At 40.6% G+C, this 16,940-nt stretch carries 18 protein-coding genes; 9 read left to right on the top strand and 9 right to left on the bottom strand.

The genetic code is table 11. The features are described from left to right. Positions 1-57 precede the first annotated feature (57 nt). Together CYCME_RS05295 and zapE are read right to left on the bottom strand one after the other, a co-directional pair. Positions 58-366, bottom strand: a complete 309-nt coding sequence (locus CYCME_RS05295; protein WP_015006195.1) for a DUF1244 domain-containing protein — start codon at positions 364-366, stop codon at positions 58-60. A gap of 11 nt (positions 367-377) precedes the next feature. After that, positions 378-1,481 (bottom strand): cell division protein ZapE, encoded by a 1,104-nt coding sequence (gene zapE, locus CYCME_RS05290; RefSeq protein ID WP_020932341.1) that lies wholly within the window; start codon positions 1,479-1,481, stop codon positions 378-380. A 100-nt stretch (positions 1,482-1,581) separates the two neighbouring features. Here zapE and CYCME_RS05285 point away from each other — a divergent pair, with 100 nt between their 5' ends. The 9 genes from CYCME_RS05285 to soxZ all read left to right on the top strand — a co-directional run bounded on the left by CYCME_RS05285 (position 1,582) and on the right by soxZ (position 8,962). Continuing rightward, positions 1,582-1,914 (top strand): hypothetical protein, encoded by a 333-nt coding sequence (locus CYCME_RS05285; protein WP_016390089.1) that lies wholly within the window; start codon positions 1,582-1,584, stop codon positions 1,912-1,914. An 18-nt stretch (positions 1,915-1,932) separates the two neighbouring features. Continuing rightward, entirely contained in the window at positions 1,933-2,487 is a 555-nt protein-coding gene (locus tag CYCME_RS05280; protein ID WP_015006198.1) for a septation protein A, read from the top strand. A 19-nt stretch (positions 2,488-2,506) separates the two neighbouring features. Beyond that, on the top strand, positions 2,507-2,803 hold the full coding sequence (locus tag CYCME_RS05275) for a BolA family protein (protein WP_015006199.1): 297 nt from the start codon (positions 2,507-2,509) through the stop codon (positions 2,801-2,803). Next, positions 2,793-3,596, top strand: a complete 804-nt coding sequence (locus CYCME_RS05270) for a peptidylprolyl isomerase (protein ID WP_015006200.1) — start codon at positions 2,793-2,795, stop codon at positions 3,594-3,596. The genes CYCME_RS05275 and CYCME_RS05270 overlap by 11 nt, the downstream gene beginning before the upstream one ends. Positions 3,597-3,943: 347 nt before the next feature. Next, on the top strand, positions 3,944-4,591 hold the full coding sequence (gene adk, locus CYCME_RS05265; RefSeq protein ID WP_015006201.1) for an adenylate kinase: 648 nt from the start codon (positions 3,944-3,946) through the stop codon (positions 4,589-4,591). A gap of 109 nt (positions 4,592-4,700) precedes the next feature. Then, entirely contained in the window at positions 4,701-5,720 is a 1,020-nt protein-coding gene (locus CYCME_RS05260; RefSeq protein ID WP_015006202.1) for an aspartate-semialdehyde dehydrogenase, read from the top strand. Between the two features lie 73 nt (positions 5,721-5,793). After that, the gene (locus CYCME_RS05255; RefSeq protein WP_020932339.1) at positions 5,794-7,878 is read left to right on the top strand and encodes a FimV family protein; all 2,085 of its coding nucleotides are present in this window, start codon (positions 5,794-5,796) and stop codon (positions 7,876-7,878) included. A 277-nt stretch (positions 7,879-8,155) separates the two neighbouring features. Further along, the gene (gene soxY / locus CYCME_RS05250) at positions 8,156-8,614 is read left to right on the top strand and encodes a thiosulfate oxidation carrier protein SoxY (protein WP_020932338.1); all 459 of its coding nucleotides are present in this window, start codon (positions 8,156-8,158) and stop codon (positions 8,612-8,614) included. A 45-nt stretch (positions 8,615-8,659) separates the two neighbouring features. Continuing rightward, complete coding sequence (gene soxZ, locus CYCME_RS05245; RefSeq protein WP_020932337.1) at positions 8,660-8,962, top strand: thiosulfate oxidation carrier complex protein SoxZ; 303 nt, start codon at positions 8,660-8,662, stop codon at positions 8,960-8,962. A 14-nt stretch (positions 8,963-8,976) separates the two neighbouring features. Here the strand turns inward: soxZ and CYCME_RS05240 are convergent, their stop codons facing one another. The 7 genes from CYCME_RS05240 to flgK form a co-directional block, all read right to left on the bottom strand. Then, positions 8,977-9,285: a flagellar protein FliT gene (locus tag CYCME_RS05240; RefSeq protein ID WP_020932336.1), complete on the bottom strand. Its 309-nt coding sequence runs from the start codon at positions 9,283-9,285 to the stop codon at positions 8,977-8,979. Between the two features lie 5 nt (positions 9,286-9,290). After that, on the bottom strand, positions 9,291-9,686 hold the full coding sequence (gene fliS / locus CYCME_RS05235; protein ID WP_020162352.1) for a flagellar export chaperone FliS: 396 nt from the start codon (positions 9,684-9,686) through the stop codon (positions 9,291-9,293). A 25-nt stretch (positions 9,687-9,711) separates the two neighbouring features. Beyond that, complete coding sequence (gene fliD, locus CYCME_RS05230) at positions 9,712-11,094, bottom strand: flagellar filament capping protein FliD (RefSeq protein WP_020932335.1); 1,383 nt, start codon at positions 11,092-11,094, stop codon at positions 9,712-9,714. Positions 11,095-11,147: 53 nt separating this feature from the next. After that, entirely contained in the window at positions 11,148-11,555 is a 408-nt protein-coding gene (locus CYCME_RS05225) for a flagellar protein FlaG (protein WP_020932334.1), read from the bottom strand. A gap of 65 nt (positions 11,556-11,620) precedes the next feature. Continuing rightward, the gene (locus CYCME_RS05220; RefSeq protein WP_020932333.1) at positions 11,621-13,510 is read right to left on the bottom strand and encodes a flagellin; all 1,890 of its coding nucleotides are present in this window, start codon (positions 13,508-13,510) and stop codon (positions 11,621-11,623) included. 241 nt (positions 13,511-13,751) lie between these two features. Further along, the gene (flgL, locus tag CYCME_RS05215) at positions 13,752-14,987 is read right to left on the bottom strand and encodes a flagellar hook-associated protein FlgL (RefSeq protein WP_015006211.1); all 1,236 of its coding nucleotides are present in this window, start codon (positions 14,985-14,987) and stop codon (positions 13,752-13,754) included. After that, positions 14,987-16,915, bottom strand: coding sequence for a flagellar hook-associated protein FlgK (gene flgK / locus CYCME_RS05210; protein WP_020932332.1), 1,929 nt, complete (start codon positions 16,913-16,915; stop codon positions 14,987-14,989). The genes flgL and flgK overlap by 1 nt, the downstream gene beginning before the upstream one ends. Positions 16,916-16,940: the final 25 nt, after the last annotated feature.

Below are 16,940 nucleotides of genomic sequence, written 5' to 3'. Positions count from 1 at the left end.
TCACCAAAAAAAACACTAACCTAGGTGACACCGGGGCAGCATGAAAGGAGGTTAGCTCTAACCTCCTTTACGTCTTGCCTCACCGGCTTCAAATTCCGCTAATTGTTCAGGTGTTGCTGGTAATTGATATTTCTCTTTCCATTCGGCAAACGTCATGCCATACACAACCTCTCTAGCCGCTTCATAATCAATATCAACATCTCGTTCTTTCGCTTCAGCCATATACCATTTAGAAAAACAATTTCGGCAAAAGTCTGCCAAATTCATCAAATCAATATTTTGCACATCTGTCTTCGTTTGAAAGTGTTTAAGAATACGCCTAAAAGTGGCGGCTTCAATTTCTAATTGTGTTTGTTTATCCATCATTATTCTCCTTTTTAGGGTAAGTGGGGCCTTTCTAAATATTCATGTGATTGCATTTCAAGCAAACGACTGACTGTACGTTCAAATTGAAAAGCCAGCTTTTTACCTTGATACAACTTCTCAGCAGACACTTGTGCTGACATAATTAATTTAACATTATGGGCATATAACTCATCGACTAAATTAACAAAACGGTTCGCATGGTCATTACTCATATCATTCATTACCACAACGTCTGATATCAATACAGTGTGAAAACAGCGCGAAATTTCAATGTAGTCAGCTGAACCACGTGGAATATCACAAATGACTTGATAATCAAACCATACAACCCCTTCTGAGCAATGCTTTACATCAATAATCCGCCCCTCTATTTCAAGTGCTGACTCAGGTTCAACATCTGCAACGGTTAAGTGTTCAAACAACTCATTTAATACCTTGTCTGTTTGATCATCCAAGGGAGAATGATAGATTTCCGCCTGTTCTAATTCTCGCAATCGGTAATCTGTTCCACTGTCTAATTTTCTAACCTTACAGTTGGCCTTCAATGCCTCGATAGCGGGTAAAAACCTTGCCCGTTGTAGTCCATCCTTATATAAACCATCCGGCTCGATATTAGACGTTGCAACTAAACAGATACCACGCTTAAATAAAGCCTCAAACAAGCGGCCTAACAGCATTGCGTCGGTAATATCGGAAACAAAAAACTCATCAAAACACAACACCCTACAACGTTGTGATATTCCATCGGCCACCTTTTGTAGTGGATCTTCAACATTTTTTATCTCACCGAGTTGTTTATGAACTTTTTGCATAAACCGATGAAAATGTGTTCGCTGCTTTTCTTTAAATGGTAAAGAATCGTAAAAGATATCCATAAGATAGGTTTTGCCCTGCCCTACACCTCCCCATAAGTAGAGCCCTTTGGGCGCCAATAAAAGAGGTTCTGATTTGGCCTTAAATATAGAAAAAAAACCTTTCTTTTCAGTTAGCTGGGAGGGTGTATTGAGCAGCTCTTTATACAAATCATTTAAACACTGAATAATGATTTTCTGTGCATCATCTTTAATAAAACTTTTTTGCGCCAGATCAAGTTCATAGCGTTCTAATGGGCTCATAGTGAAATATCAATAATTGTGTTAAATTGTTAATTTGAAGATATTCAAGTCGTTACCAAGCCAGCAACTTAAATTAAGTATATTGTAGCAATTATCCCTCATGAACATTCAAGCAAATTTAACCGGTGTTAGCCTAATACCAAATCCTAAAAAGGCTGCCAACAAACCGACTGGCACACAGGAAGATTTAAATGAAAAGCACATAGCAAGTCAGGAGAAAAACAACCCGTTAACAACTAAAAACATTGAACGCGCTGAAATAATCCAAAAAATTGAAACGCTAAATGACAGTCAAAAAGCCAATATTCATATTGACAACCTAGACTACAAAAACCAAAAATCAATCCAGTCATACCTTGATCATCAGGCTCTAGAAAGCCAAACTCTACGCGATGAACTCCACAGTCAATTAGGCGTAGATTTTTCTGTTTAAATATACACCTCCTATACCATGAAACTTCTGACTGATTTTTTTCCAATATTACTATTTTTTATTGTCTACAAATGGCAAGGCATATACGCTGCAACAGTTGTCGCAATTATTGCGTCTGGCCTTCAGGTTGCTTCATTTTGGCTTAAAAATAAACGAGTCGATTCAACACATATAATGACTTTCTGCCTTATGCTTCTTTTTGGTGGCGCAACACTCTACCTACAAAATGAAACCTTCATTAAATGGAAACCCACAGTGATCAATTGGCTTTTTGCCTTTGCTTGCATTTCCACGCACTTTATTGGTAACACCCCTCTTGTTAAACGCATGATGAGCGGTGGATTAACACTTTCTGACAAAATTTGGACAAAACTAAATGGCATTTGGGCTCTTTTCTTTGTAGTACAAGGGCTTTTAAACCTGTATGTTATGTACAATTTCGACACAGATACTTGGGTAGATTTCAAATTGTTTGGAATGCTTGGGTTAACAATAATGTTTATTGTGGCTCAAGGCATTTACCTTACCAAGCACATCGAAGACCCTATAAACCAACCAGATAACCATAACTAGGAATTTTTCTACAGATAAAATGACAAACCGTACAGATATAATAAAAGACACTTTAAATAAGGCTATTCAGCCCGAGTTCATTCAAGTATTAGATGATAGCCAATCTCATGCAGGGCATGAAGGCGCTAAATCAGGTGGTGGGCATTTTTACCTGACCATTGTTTCTAATAAATTTGAAAATAAATCAAGAATTCAACGTCACCAGCTTATTTATCGAGCATTAGGTGACATGATGAAAAGCGACATTCATGCACTTAGCATTAAAGCCTTTACACCAGAAGAAAAACCGACAACAGGAGATTTAAATGAAGGGTAAATTAGTCATCATTGGTTCAATTTTACTAGCATCTATCGCCCCACAGGCATTCGCAAACGAAGACCCAACCATCGCTATTGTTAATGGACAAGAACTCAAACAATCAACCTTACAGTTTTACGCCCTAGAAAGGCGTCAAATCGATTCAAAAAACAATGTCCCAATGAACCAACTGGTTGATGATATCGTTAACATGCAACTCCTAAAAGAAGAAGCTCATAAGAATAAGTTAGACAAATCTTCTGACTTTAAGGCACGCATGAAGTTTATTAATTTAAGCATGCTTTCTCAAGTCGCTATGATTGACTTTCTTGACAACAACCCTATTCCTGAAGAGCGTCTAAAAGAAGAATATGATGCTAACATTAACGAAATGGATGTCACAGAACTTAAAGCTAGCCATATCTTAGTATCAGAAGAAGCGCAGGCGAAAGAAGTTATTGAGAAACTCAACAAAGGTACTCCATTCGCTACACTTGCCAAGGAATACTCAACAGGACCAAGCGGCCCAAAAGGTGGGGATTTAGGTTGGTTTGCTCCGCAACGAATGGTACCTGAGTTCTCGAAAGCCGTGCTTTCTTTGAAAGATAATGAATACACTAAACAGGCTGTACAAACTCAATTTGGTTGGCATATCATTTTACGCACTGGGAAACGTGATGGGACGCCGCCAACGTTTGAACAAGTCAAACCGAGCATTACGGCTAGTCTCGAACAAGAACATATTCAAAAACACATTAATGATTTAAGAAAAAAAGCAAAAATCGAAATCACACCACAAAAACCTCAATAGCCCTAAACACAACAGCATAGAGGCCATTTATCAAGGGCCTCTATGCTGCCCCCTACCTTTCTACGTTTACCCGCACCTCATCAATTAAGACGTGACCAGTTCACCTTATAAAACGCGTACTGCTCATCCTCTCACATCAGATAGATCTACTTTGTTTTAAATAAAAAACATACCCGCCTTCCCGCTCTCCCATCAAAAACCGAGCTGATCAATGATGGTATACCTGCCCATTGAGAAGCTTAAAAATCACCACCCCCTAACGTCTATAACAGCGCTAACAACTGGATTAAAACCTCGTATTATGTTATTTTGCGCGATTAAAATAACAATGGTTTTGAGGACAATTAATGCGCATAATTTTATTGGGTGGCCCTGGTTCCGGTAAGGGGACACAATCGCAATTTATCACTGAGAAGTACGGTATTCCTCAAATCTCCACGGGAGATATGTTACGAGCTGCCGTTAAAGCTCGCACACCATTAGGTATTGAAGCAAAAAAGGTTATGGATGTCGGCGGCCTTGTCTCTGATGAAATTATTTTAGGCTTAATCAAAGAACGATTAACAGAAGATGATTGTTCAAAAGGTTTCTTGTTAGATGGTTTCCCACGCACAATCCCACAAGCCATTGGCCTTGCAAACATGGGCATAGAGGTTGATCACGTCATACAAATTGCTGTCGATGACGAAGAAATCGTCCGTAGAATGGCTGGAAGGCGCGTGCACTTGGACTCTGGCAGAACATACCACCTTACTTATAACCCACCTAAACAAGAGGGACTTGATGACATTACTGGTGAGCCATTAATTCAACGTGCCGACGATCATGAAGACATTGTTCGCGATCGCTTAACAACTTACCACTCCCAAACAGCGCCACTTGTTGACTTCTATTCAAAGGCTGCTGAAACATCTGCAGTTAAATTCAGCACCATTGAGGGTGTTGGTGGTGTGCAAGACATTACTGCAAAAATATTCGCAGTACTCGACGACTAGGTGTTTGCCGAGCAAATTCTCGGCGATACAACAATAAAGCATTAGCTTAACTTTTGATTAAGCTGATAATTTCACTTAAAACTTAATGATTTTGCAAGGAATAACCTAAATGAAAACATATGATATTGCTGTTGTTGGCGCTACAGGCGCCGTTGGTGAAACGATGCTATCTATCCTTGAGGAAAGAAAGTTCCCTGTTGGAAATATTTACCCTTTAGCAAGCAGTCGCTCTGCTGGTGGCACTGTTCAATTTAATGGCAAAAACGTAAAAATCGGCAACCTCGCCGACTTTGATTTTAGTCAAGTTCAAATTGGTTTGTTTTCAGCAGGCGGTTCTGTTTCTGCAGAGTATGCGCCTAAAGCTGCCGCTGCCGGTTGTGTTGTTATTGATAACACATCACATTTCCGCTATGACGATGACATTCCACTCGTGGTGCCCGAAGTAAACCCAGAGGCCATCGCGCAACATACCAATAAAGGCATTATTGCAAACCCAAACTGCTCAACCATTCAAATGTTGGTTGCTTTAAAACCCATCTATGATGCGGTCGGTATTGAGCGTATAAATGTTGCCACTTACCAAGCCGTTTCAGGCACTGGAAAAAGCGCCATTGAAGAACTAGCTGGGCAAACAGCAAAATTATTAAATGGCAAAAATGCTGAGGCCAAAGTATACCCAAAACAAATAGCCTTTAATGCATTACCCCAAATTGATGTCTTCCAAGACAACGGCTACACCAAAGAAGAAATGAAAATGGTTTGGGAAACCAACAAAATTTTTAACGATGATTCAATCAAAGTTAACCCAACTGCTGTCAGGATACCTGTTTTTTATGGCCACTCTGAGGCATTGCACATAGAAACTAAAGAGAAAATCAGCGTCGAAAAAGTCCGTGAGCTAATGTCCTCATTTGACGGAATTACACTTCTTGATGAACGCATTGACGGTGGTTATGCAACAGCAGTTACCGAATCAGCAGGTCATGATGATGTTTATGTCAGTCGCATCAGAGAAGATATCTCTCATCCTAGAGGACTTAACCTCTGGGTCGTTGCAGATAATGTTCGTAAAGGCGCTGCATTAAACAGCGTACAAATTGCCGAAGTACTAGTAAAAAATTATCTTTAGTCTATAGTTGATATTAATAATATATTTCACTAATTTATGGATAGACGACTATCGTTAGTTTAGGAGCAACAAAATGAACAAGCCTACAAAAACTATTGCCGCACTTTGCCTGTTAAATTCTGCAAGTGCCCACGCATTAGGTGTCGGGGAAATTACAACGTATTCTGCCTTAAATCAGTTGTTAAAAGCGCAGATTCCGCTTGTTGGCTCCAAACAAGAAGACCCCAGCAATATAAAAATAGGCATTGCTTCAAGAGAGACTTTTGATAAAGCAGGAATTGATAGGCCACACTATCTAACCCAATTAAAGTTCACCCCTGTGCTAGGTAAAAACGGTGAAATTACCGTTGATGTTCGTTCGACTGCAACCATAAAAGAACCTTTCGTAAACTTTATTCTCGAAGTTGAATGGCCCCAGGGGCGTACATTAAAAGAATTTACTATTCTTTTAGATCCCCCCATCACAATGTCTGATGTTAGAACCAACCCACTAGAACTACCTCAAACACCCAGCATTACACCAGTAACACCCGTAAACGATGCATCGGTAACAACATATACACCTCCTACCACTACTGTGCAAACTGCACCTGCCAGTGAATATGGCCCAACAAAAAGTCGCGATACTATCTGGGGTATTGCTAAAAAACTCATTACTAATAATCGTACTGTCACTCATCAACAAATGATGCTGGCCCTTTATGACAATAACCCAGAAGCCTTCTACAAAGAAAATATCAATGCTTTAAAAAAAGGAGCGGTGCTTAAACTTCCAAGCACTGAACAGGCAGAAAGCCTCAGCCCTACACAAGCCAGCAATGAATATATTAAACACAATACACTCTGGTCTTCATCAACTACCGTCTCCAGTACGCCAGCGGCCGTTGCAAAACTAGACCAGAAAGACCAAGCCCTTGCAGCGACATCCGACGTTAAAAAAAAACTTGAAAATAACCTAGATGAGGCAAAACTAACCTTATTAACACCGAAGCAAGATACTGAAAAAAATATACCTATAGAAGGCAACACCACTGATACCCCAATAGGTTCAACAAGCTCTACAGAGCAAGCAAACATTGCCATTGAGATGGCTACAACCCTTGAAGAAGAAAACAAAGAGGTTAAATCACGTCTCAATGATTTAGAAAAACAAGTAGACAAACTACAACGTTTATTAGCTTTAAAAGATGAGCAGCTAGCACAATTACAAGCAGCAAAACCTGTCGTTGCTGAATCAACAGCAACAACTGTAAAGCCAGCCCCTATTGACACACCTGTCGAAAAAAAAGATAGCAAGGATAATGATAACACCCTTGCCCTTTATGGCGGCGGCGCGCTCCTTGTTCTACTTGGGCTATTTTTAGCACGTCGAAAAAAGCAACGTAAGGAAACACAGCCTGAGGACGTATTTTCTGATACACCAGCTGTTGTACCAACTATTGATACAGACAATACTGATACCTCATCTACTATACTCGAAGAAGAGCCTCTTTTAAGCGAATTCATACCCAGCGAATTCGGCAGCAGTGAACATACCCAAGAAGCGGACCCTCTAACAGAGTGTGATGTCTATATTGCTTATGGTCGATTCCAACAAGCAGAAGATCTTATCAAAAGCGCGATAGAATCAGAGCCAGAAAACCTAGCTCTTAAATTAAAATTGCTTGATGTTTACTTTTCATCCAATAACGCTGAAGCTTTTGAAGAACAGGCCAGTTCATTATCAGACCTAAAAGATTCAGACCCTGACGCATGGAATAGCATTGTTGATATGGGCATGGACATCTGCCCTGACTCACCACTATTTCTAGCACCAGCAGAAGAAAACATTGAAATTCAAGCAGCACCAATTCAAACTGATGACCTTGACCTTGACCTTGATTTAGAAATACAACAAGACATTGAGCCTGAAGAAGCTAACCACGACGAAGAACCAAAGAGTGAGTTTGAATTTGATTTTGACCTAATCAAAAATCAAGATACACCACAGGATCTGAGCAACCCTACCAGTGAGAGTATTGAAACCATGTTTTCATTAGCACAAGCTTCTCTCGAAATGGAAGACACAGAGTCGGCTCGTCAAACATTAGAAGAAATATTGGAGAACGGTAACGATTCCGACAAAGAAAAAGCACAAAAGATGCTCGATAGTTTGTAAAAAACCACCTTTAATGCGATCGTAAGCATAAAAGCTGCACCTCCCTTTTATGCTATAAAATGCTCAATACGAACGTACGTAGACAAACAGAACCGACCCTTTAATAAAGGCACCTTGCTCATTTGCAAAGAGTCTGCTGCTTGATTGTCATAAAGAACCCTACTTGAAAATACGTTTAATAATAACTAAACCTTGCGACTAGCGACTGCACAAACAAAGGCTCCATTACAGACGGTTTTCCTTTATAGGTTTTAATCATAAGGAAACTATAAAAGAGATGATTATTTCACGTAGAAAATTTCTAAAATTATTAGCGGTGGGTACCAGCACTTGTTTAACCTTGATATCTCCCCTCACTAGTTGGGCGGCATGGGCTAACGATGCCTTTAATGCCGACACTCTTAATAAGGCATACCAACATTTATTTGGCTCATCGACCCTCATTAACAGTAACGAGGTAAAGCTAAAGGCGCCTAAAACAGCAGAAAATAGCGATGCTGTTCCTATTTCGATCAAAACCAAGCTAAAAGGTGTCGACTCAATTAGTATTTTTGTACAAGACAACCCTCAACCTTTAACGGCGACCTTTCAAATCCCACCAGATACATTAGCATCTGTGTCGACCCGAATTCGTTTAGTTAAAACTAGCACCGTCATCGCTGTTATCAAAGCAGGAGACAAGCTATATAGTAGAAGCCAAGAAGTAAAAGTCTCATCAAGTGGGTGTACTCGTTAGCAACTTAATAATTCGTTATTAATCTCATCTTATTTGGAGATATAAATGAAAGTGAGAGCAAAAATAATAAATAACATCACTCATGTTAGGGTATTAGCTATACACCCCATGGAAACAGGTGAACGTATTGATAAAGACTCAGGCGAAAGGATATCCGCGAAATATATTCAAAAAATTAGCTGCGAACACAACGGTAAAGAAGTTTTTCTAGCACAATTTGGCACATCAATATCTCAAAACCCTTATCTGGCTTTCTCATTTAAAGAGGGTAAAAAAGGCGATATTTTATCGTTACGGTGGAATGATAATACCGGCGATGTAAAAAAGACTGACACAACCATTAAATAGCTTATTTCTAACTATTAACCTGTTGTTAAATAGGCATTAATAGCTTTATGTGCATGCCCTGCTTGCGACATTTCCATACGAAGGCTATCACGCTGACTCAATAAAAATTGAGTTAGGATTTTATTTTTATCTAGCACCAATTGAATACTTTCTGCCAATACTGCAGCTTCGATTTCTGGCGGTGTTTCAAACAAATGCTGTATGTCTGTATCGCGTGCTTTTTCAAGCTTTACCACTACATCCCATTCACCCTCTTGAGCTAGCTGAATGAGTTTTTCAGTATCCGCAAGAATAGAGTCAAGGCGTTGTAAATCACTTGGCATAAAAATTAACGTTGCGCAGCATCAGGGCTTATTGCATCCCACCCCATTTTAATTTGACTCAAAAGCTTACCCGCTTCATCAAGCAAGGCAGCATCATTCTTAATATTCGCCTGTAATAAAACGTGATTAATATATTCATAAAGTGCATCTAAATTCTTTGATATTTCACCACCTTGTTTGAAATCTAAACTCGCTCTAAGTCCTTCAATAATTGAAATAGCACTTCCAATTTGCTCACCTTTCTTAGCAACGTGCTGTTGCTTTAAAGCGCTTTTTGCAGACAATATTCGCGATAAGGCCCCATCCAATAGCATTTGGATTAACTTATGTGGTGATGCGTCCATTACACCACCATGTACGGATGTTTGTTGATACTGTTTTAATGCAGTTGCGCCATTCATAGGATTCTCCAATTATAAATGTACTTTAATTATTACTATTTGAATTATAAGCACCTGGTAAATTAGCCAGCTGCTGTGTTAAAAAATTACTCTGATTTTGTAAAGAACTTACCAGTATATCCATGGCGGTAAATTGACTTAATAGCCTACTTTCTAAGGACACTAACCGTCTATCTAGTGCTTCTCGCTGATCGGCAATATCATCCACGCTGACTTGTATACCGGCTGTTCTAGAATCAATGATTCCATTTGAGCCAATATAACCCTCAATAGCCATATCTAACGTATTGGCGATGCCATTACTCGCAGCAAATAATTGTCCAACTTGATCAAAATTACTGTCCAAAGCAGCGTTTAACGTCTCGCTATTTAAGGATAGCTTCCCCTCTTCATCTGTTGTAATACCTAGCTCTGCTAACGTGCTAAAAGGACCTGTAAGCCCAGTCACAGAAGAGGAAATTTCTTGTCTTATTAATGTACTAATACCGCGCAAAGTAGAGTCGCCCAATAGCAATCCTGCTGATTCTGTCGCCGCATCGTATGAACCCAGTGTATTAAAGGTATCAACTAAGCCGTTATAGTTGGCAATAAAGGTATCAATCTTAAACGTAATCGCCTCACGGTCTTGCGCAACCGTTAACTGCTCACCTGCACCAACTGAAACAGCATTAATCGTAATACCATCCAGCACATCCGAAAATGTATTGTTATTACTGCTGATTAATTGACCATCCACTTTTATTTGGCCATCTTGAGCTGCGCTTGGTGTATTTAATTGTGTATTGACTAAACGTGACAAACCAAATTCATCTGAATTTTCGCCATCACTATCGACTGCTGTTATTGTTATTGCATTATCTAAACCACTAGATGTTGCTGTAAAAACTAATTGTTGCCCCGAATCGACATTAATAATAGAAGCTGAAACACCTGTATTATCATTGGCAGCATTAATCGCATCTCTAATATCCGTTAGGGTATCTGTTGCATCAATCGTTAAAGAAAAAGAATCATCACCCTGGGTAAATGTTAGGGTGCCGTCTCCTATTGTATCCGTATCAGCAAAACCACTGGTTGTTATCAACTTGTGCGCTTGTGCTAACTGAACAACTTCAATGCCATATTGCGAGACATCCGCTGTTTCATCAGCCGTCGCAGTAAAAACCTCATCATTACTGGATAAAGCAGACCTGAGTTGAAAATCCGCTGTATCTTGCAAGTCTCGAACAGCCCCTTGAAAAATAGATAAAGCACTTTTCAAAGAACCAAACGCTGAAATATCACCTAAATATTCAGCTTCATTAAAGTCAAGCCTGTTTGATTTATCGACACCCTCTGCTTCAACCAACTGAGTGATCAATGTATTAACATCTATTCCAGACCCGATACCTGCTGATGAAATTGACATAATGGTTTCCTTATTTACATAATACTGAAATAACTATGCAAAAAGCTTGCCTCCTACGCACTTTCGTTTACCAACAAACCACGAGCCGCATCTTCTGATTGCGCCTTGTTTTCAGCCAAATACGCTGCCATTGCTAACACATCTTCAGACGGAAAATTCCGGATAACATCACCCGACTCCTTATCTGTTACCGTTATAACGGAACGACCAGTATCATCATGCACACTAAATTGTATAGATCGTTGAACGTTTTGAACAAAGCTATTCAAATCACTCACCGTTTCTTCAATTTTTTGTGCAGCTGATGACTGGCTACCGCTTACCTCTTCCGGCAAAGCTTGACCACCCATTGACTGATTACTTACCTTCTGTGCAATAACACTATCAGTTGATACGGTAACATTAGATGCCTTAGACGTTACCGCCTTTGGTGCCGAACTAACTAAATTTAATGTTTCCATAACTACCTCCTGTTTAGATTAATACTGGCTCTATTTTCATAAAGCCAGTATTTACCCTTAACGCCCTATTGCAACAAGGCTAATACGTTTTGTGGTAACGAGTTAGCTTGAGACAAAATTGACACACCTGCTTGCTGCAGAATTTGCGCTCTAGTCAACGCTGCAGTCTCTGCTGCAAAATCAGCATCTTGAATACGTGAGCGCGCTGCGCTTAAGTTCTCAGTCGTAGTTGCTAAGTTAGCAATGGTAGATTCAAAACGGTTTTGAATCGCACCAAACGTGCTTCGTAAAGAACTAACCGCTGATAACGCAGAGTCGACTTGACGAATGGTTGTTTCAGAATTTGCCACTGTATCAACCGATGCTGTAGACAAATCACCTGTTACAGCCGTAGATGCCGCTAAACCAATTGTTGTATTACCAACCGTGCCCGTTACTGCAATTGTATCGTTTGCAATAATACTTAGTGTATTATCCGTATTAAGTACAGCTTCAGCATTACCTGCCAATGAGGTATTAACAGCATCAACTAAACTTTGTACTGTTGAATACGTACCGTCTGAAACTGCAACTGAAGTTCCGGCACCGATCTGAATACTAAAGTCACCTGAAACTGTCACTGAGTTTGCAGCCACTAATGGCACATCAGTAACACCAGCTGTTGAACTAACAAGTTCAGCAGTAATTAGCGCTGCATTGGTACCACCAATTGCAAAACTTCCTGTAAAATTACTATCATCTGTTAACGTTATTTCAGTACCATTCACAGTTGCTGCGAATTCAGTCCCTGCTCTTGCAGCATTAATCACACCTTGTAGGTCTGCAGCACTCGTTATGTTGCTATTGAGTGTTACTGTTACCGCAGCATCTCCATCAGCATCATCAATTGTAAAAGTTCTGTTAGCTGAATTATCAGCATCTGAGCCTGTTACATCTTGCTGAACAGTTGCATCAGAAGCAGCAACTGTTCTACCTACTGTTGCTGCCAAACCAGCCGCTGTATCAGAAATAGTCGCTGTAGTAGTAGTTCCACCTGCATTACCTGCGCTCAAGCCACTCAGCGCCGTACCTGTGCCGGCTGACCCTGCATCAGTCACAGCTAAACCAAATGCAGCAACGAAGTCATCTACCGCATCTTGGGCTGTTGCACCGCCACCGAAATCGACATTAACCGTGACTGCCGTAGCGCTATCAACGGAACTAGCACTCGTAGAATCTGCGAGTGTAAATACAACGCCGTTTACTGTAACCGTATCACCAGCGTTAGGTGTTCCTGTAGAAAAATCTATTGTGTCAGTACCTGCAACTGCAGCTATAGAACTATAATCGGCAATTAAGTTGGCAGCATCAAATGTATAATCAGCAGCAGACCCAGTTACGGCGGCCGTGCCGGCCGAAATAATCGTCGATAAATCAACCGATGAGGTTGCCGTTGCAACAGCACCTAAGTCCGCTTGACGCGTGCTTGTTGACAAGTCCAAACTAATGGATTCACCCACATTTGCACCAACTTGAAACTGCGCAGAGCCAAATGTTCCATCAAGAATTTTCTGACCATTAAATGATGTTTGGCTTGATACTCGATCAATCTCTGCTAAACGTTGTTGAACCTCTAGATTCAACGCCGCTCTATCTGATGATGAGTTTGTTGAGTTAGCAGATTGAACAGCTAACTCACGGATACGTTGTAAGTTGTTACCAATCTCACCCAACGCGCCTTCAGCTGTTTGAGAAAGAGAGATAGCATCATTTGCATTTCGTGCCGCTTGGTTTAAACCACGAATTTGTGTGGTAAAGCGCTCTGAAATGGCAAGGCCGGCCGCATCGTCTTTAGCACTGTTAATACGTAAACCGGAAGAAAGTCTTTGTAACGACGTGTTTAACGAACTTTGTGATGTATCTAAGTTACGTTGCGCCGTCAAAGACGCAATATTACTGTTAATAAATTGAGGCATTTTATTGCTCCTATGTAAGCCTAATGCTTACTTTTTCTAAAACATGACGGATATATCTTTGAGTATGACTAGATATTCACCGCCTCCGCTTAAGGTATCGGCGCTATAAAAATATTCTTTAGGATTTATTTTAAGTTTTTTGTAGGTTACAACTAAGTGGCATCACCAAGCCTCAAACATCGACTCTATGAGTCAAAAATATTGACACCACATTTATAGAGTCGACCTAGGGTTTATTTAATTATAATAAATTAAATAATGATAAATTTTGCACTTTAACGAATGACTGCTGTGCTGCCTGCAAACTCACTATTTGAAGATTAAATCGACTGATCGCTTCTGCCATATCAAGGTCTTCAACCTGTGACTTTGCGCTTTGAAGGTTTAATAAGAAGTCTTGATTGGTTTCTTGTTGGCTATCTAGTGCATTTAGCCTTGCACCAATTTGAGAACGCACATCTAAAACACGGTTCAACGCGGTATCTAACTGATCCAAGTGATCATATAAAGGGATAGAAACATTTGTTGCACTGGCAGCGCTTGTAAGCGATACATCAATTGCCAGCTCTCCTTCACCTGGCGTGTTAGCAATGATACGGAGTGTATTATTAGTTTGATCGAGATCAACTGTTGAATCGTTACTGGCAACTGCCGCATTTAAAAGAGCAGCTACGTCATCGCCCGTTACAGCAGCAGAAATATCCACCGCTATGCTTGGTGGTGCAATCGCTGGCCCCGTCCCATCATCAAACTCATAATTAATACCGTTGATAGTCATTGACTGCGCATCTAAAGGCACCGAATTAAAGGTTAACTCTGTTTCTTCTACCGCCGGTCTATTGGTCGCTAAATCCGTCGCTAAACTGTATAACGTAGTGAACACATCCTCTGCATTGCCATTTTTATCTTGCAGATTAAAAAACAATTCTGCACCTGAATTATTGTCTGACACCGTACGGTTTTCACCAATCTGTATCAAACGCTGACCTTGATCGCCTTGAAAACTAAATACACCCGTGGCAGCCGAACCGGTAACCGCCTGTGTTTGTCCTTTAAAACCTGAATACAGATAATCACCATTAGCATCTTTGGTATTGGCGAGCGCCACCATTTCGTCAAGACGCTGAAACATCTCGTTTGCTATAGATTGTCGGTCAGCTGCCGTATTTGTATCGTTGTACCCCTGCACGGCTAATTCACGGACACGGTGTAAACTATTGGTTACACTTTGCAAGGTTGTATCAGACAACGACAAACGATTTTCTGCGTAATTTATATTCGTTTGAAACTGCGTGATTCGGCTGATGGATTGGTTAAAGTCGAGGACCTGAGCTGCACCCGACGGGTCATCAGATGGTGTAAGTATCCGTTTACCTAATGAGATTTGTTGCTGCGCTTGGTTAACTTGAGCCTGCTGAAACATAATCGCATTAATACCCAATTGTTGAGCAAGGCTTGTTGAAATTCTATCGACCATTATCTGAAAGCTCCTAATAGCGTTTCGAAAATTGTACGAGACGTTAACACAACTTGACTAGCGGCTTGATACGCTTGTTGAAAACGAATTAAATTAGCCGCCTCCTCATCTAAATTAACACCACTGACAGCATCTTTGGAGGCGATGGTTTGCGCCAAAAGACCATTTTGTGCCGCCGCATTAACTTCAGCCGACTGTGTCCGGCGACCCACATCAGCAATAACTTGACCGTAAACATCTTGAAATGAGGCGGTACCACCGGACAAGCTCAAATTCGTTTGCAACCCAGCAAGGAAGTGCCCATTTCGGTTATCACCCGTGCCACCTGAATTATCAACCAATGAGAAGGTATCACCCTCATCAGGCTGACCGGTTAGGGTAAAGCTAATATCGCCAAAACCAGCGACATTAACCGTATAGCTATCGCCGTTATTTGTTGCTGCATCGTAGGCCAAGGGCCCTCCCGTAGCATTACTAACCGTATATTGTTTCAATGTATTGTCATACGTTAAAACCACACCAGCCGGTAACGATGATGCTGATAAACCAGTCACCGCCACATTACTTAAACCGCCAGTTCCAGAGTTGCTGACGGTTTGCTCTGAGACAACCGGAAGCGCAACAGCAATATCTTTAGGGTCAGTTAACGCTAATGAGAAATTTTCAGCCGCATAACGTGTTGGGCTGATCACTCTATACTCATTATTAACATTTGCCGATGATAAATCGAAGGTTAGCCCATCGTAATCAACCGATGCTCCAGACGATATAACACCACTGATAGAGGTATTATCAGATAACCGTGTAATGTTATAGGCTGTATTTGGTAGCGCCGTCCCATCCGTTGTAACACGATAATCGCTATTAATTATTTGTGATGGATCGGAAACACTGACAGCCAATGAGCCTGCGTTGGCATCGGCCTTAACATGGGTAATATTTGCTGTACTAAAAAAGTTTAGCCCCTGTTCGCCCTCTAGGTCGATACCATTGGCATGTTGATTATTTACTGAGAATGACAGACCGATAGCTATTTCACCTAAGGCATGAACCGCTTCATCTAACACCTCATCTTTAAAACGTAAGGCGCCCCCTATTTCACCCCCTGTCATAAACTGGGTAATAGCTGTATCAGCGCCGCCCTGCTGAAAAATAACATCAACTCTAGTAGGGTCTAATGTAGACGGCTGCAAAGCCAGTGTATTGTTCGTATTACCTAAGACTAAAGTTTGCCCATTACCAATAAAAACATTGACCGCGCCATTTTCTTGCTCATTGGTTTTTACATTCACTAACTGAGACAAATCATCAATTAATTTATCTCGTTGATCCAATAAATCATTCGGCAAGTTACCATCCGAACCACCTAATGCGCTGGCGATCCTGTCATTAATCAGAGCAATATTTTCAGATAGGCTATTTACCTCGTCTATATTTCCCTGTAACGAACCGTTAACTTGCGTGCTAACACCATCAAACAATCGGTCTAATGTAGCAAAACGGTTTTCCAACACCTCGCCTTCAGTTAATAGCACTTGGCGTGCTGGAATAGATGTTGGATCATCTGCAACAGCTTGAACCGCATTGAAAAAATCTTGTAAGGCCGTACTTAACCCAATATTTTCATCCGCTAACACACCATCAATTTGGTTAGCAAAGTTTAAATAAGTCTCTAATTCAGACACAGCAGTACTACTGCTTCTATATTGTGTGCTTAAAAAAGCATCATAAAGCCTACTAACATTAGTCGCACTAACACCCGAACCAATATACCCAGCACCAGCCAGTTGTGGATTATTAGCATCTAACTCGACCCGTTGACGGCTATAACCTTCTGTTGAAGCATTGGCAATATTCTGACTGGTCGTGTCAAGCACACTTCTAAAGGCAGTTAAACCAGACAAGCCATTGTGTAATAAGTCACTCATAGGGCTGCTCTTTTTAAATGTTGAT

This window comes from Cycloclasticus zancles 78-ME, assembly GCF_000442595.1.
Lineage (GTDB): Bacteria > Pseudomonadota > Gammaproteobacteria > Methylococcales > Cycloclasticaceae > Cycloclasticus > Cycloclasticus pugetii.
This window is presented reverse-complemented; position numbering and strand designations above follow the sequence as displayed.

What these genes read in the sequence shown, in the direction of transcription:
- CYCME_RS05255 (WP_020932339.1), top strand. Translation starts at nt 5,794, where the DNA reads ATGAACAAGCCTACAAAAACTATTGCCGCACTTTGCCTGTTAAATTCT.
- soxY (WP_020932338.1), top strand. Translation starts at nt 8,156, where the DNA reads ATGATTATTTCACGTAGAAAATTTCTAAAATTATTAGCGGTGGGTACC.
- CYCME_RS05275 (WP_015006199.1), top strand. Translation starts at nt 2,507, where the DNA reads ATGACAAACCGTACAGATATAATAAAAGACACTTTAAATAAGGCTATT.
- CYCME_RS05240 (WP_020932336.1), bottom strand. Translation starts at nt 9,285, where the DNA reads ATGCCAAGTGATTTACAACGCCTTGACTCTATTCTTGCGGATACTGAA.
- adk (WP_015006201.1), top strand. Translation starts at nt 3,944, where the DNA reads ATGCGCATAATTTTATTGGGTGGCCCTGGTTCCGGTAAGGGGACACAA.
- zapE (WP_020932341.1), bottom strand. Translation starts at nt 1,481, where the DNA reads ATGAGCCCATTAGAACGCTATGAACTTGATCTGGCGCAAAAAAGTTTT.
- CYCME_RS05285 (WP_016390089.1), top strand. Translation starts at nt 1,582, where the DNA reads ATGAACATTCAAGCAAATTTAACCGGTGTTAGCCTAATACCAAATCCT.
- soxZ (WP_020932337.1), top strand. Translation starts at nt 8,660, where the DNA reads ATGAAAGTGAGAGCAAAAATAATAAATAACATCACTCATGTTAGGGTA.
- CYCME_RS05295 (WP_015006195.1), bottom strand. Translation starts at nt 366, where the DNA reads ATGATGGATAAACAAACACAATTAGAAATTGAAGCCGCCACTTTTAGG.
- flgL (WP_015006211.1), bottom strand. Translation starts at nt 14,987, where the DNA reads ATGGTCGATAGAATTTCAACAAGCCTTGCTCAACAATTGGGTATTAAT.
- CYCME_RS05260 (WP_015006202.1), top strand. Translation starts at nt 4,701, where the DNA reads ATGAAAACATATGATATTGCTGTTGTTGGCGCTACAGGCGCCGTTGGT.
- flgK (WP_020932332.1), bottom strand. Translation starts at nt 16,915, where the DNA reads ATGAGTGACTTATTACACAATGGCTTGTCTGGTTTAACTGCCTTTAGA.
- CYCME_RS05220 (WP_020932333.1), bottom strand. Translation starts at nt 13,510, where the DNA reads ATGCCTCAATTTATTAACAGTAATATTGCGTCTTTGACGGCGCAACGT.
- fliD (WP_020932335.1), bottom strand. Translation starts at nt 11,094, where the DNA reads ATGTCAATTTCATCAGCAGGTATCGGGTCTGGAATAGATGTTAATACA.
- CYCME_RS05270 (WP_015006200.1), top strand. Translation starts at nt 2,793, where the DNA reads ATGAAGGGTAAATTAGTCATCATTGGTTCAATTTTACTAGCATCTATC.
- CYCME_RS05280 (WP_015006198.1), top strand. Translation starts at nt 1,933, where the DNA reads ATGAAACTTCTGACTGATTTTTTTCCAATATTACTATTTTTTATTGTC.
- CYCME_RS05225 (WP_020932334.1), bottom strand. Translation starts at nt 11,555, where the DNA reads ATGGAAACATTAAATTTAGTTAGTTCGGCACCAAAGGCGGTAACGTCT.
- fliS (WP_020162352.1), bottom strand. Translation starts at nt 9,686, where the DNA reads ATGAATGGCGCAACTGCATTAAAACAGTATCAACAAACATCCGTACAT.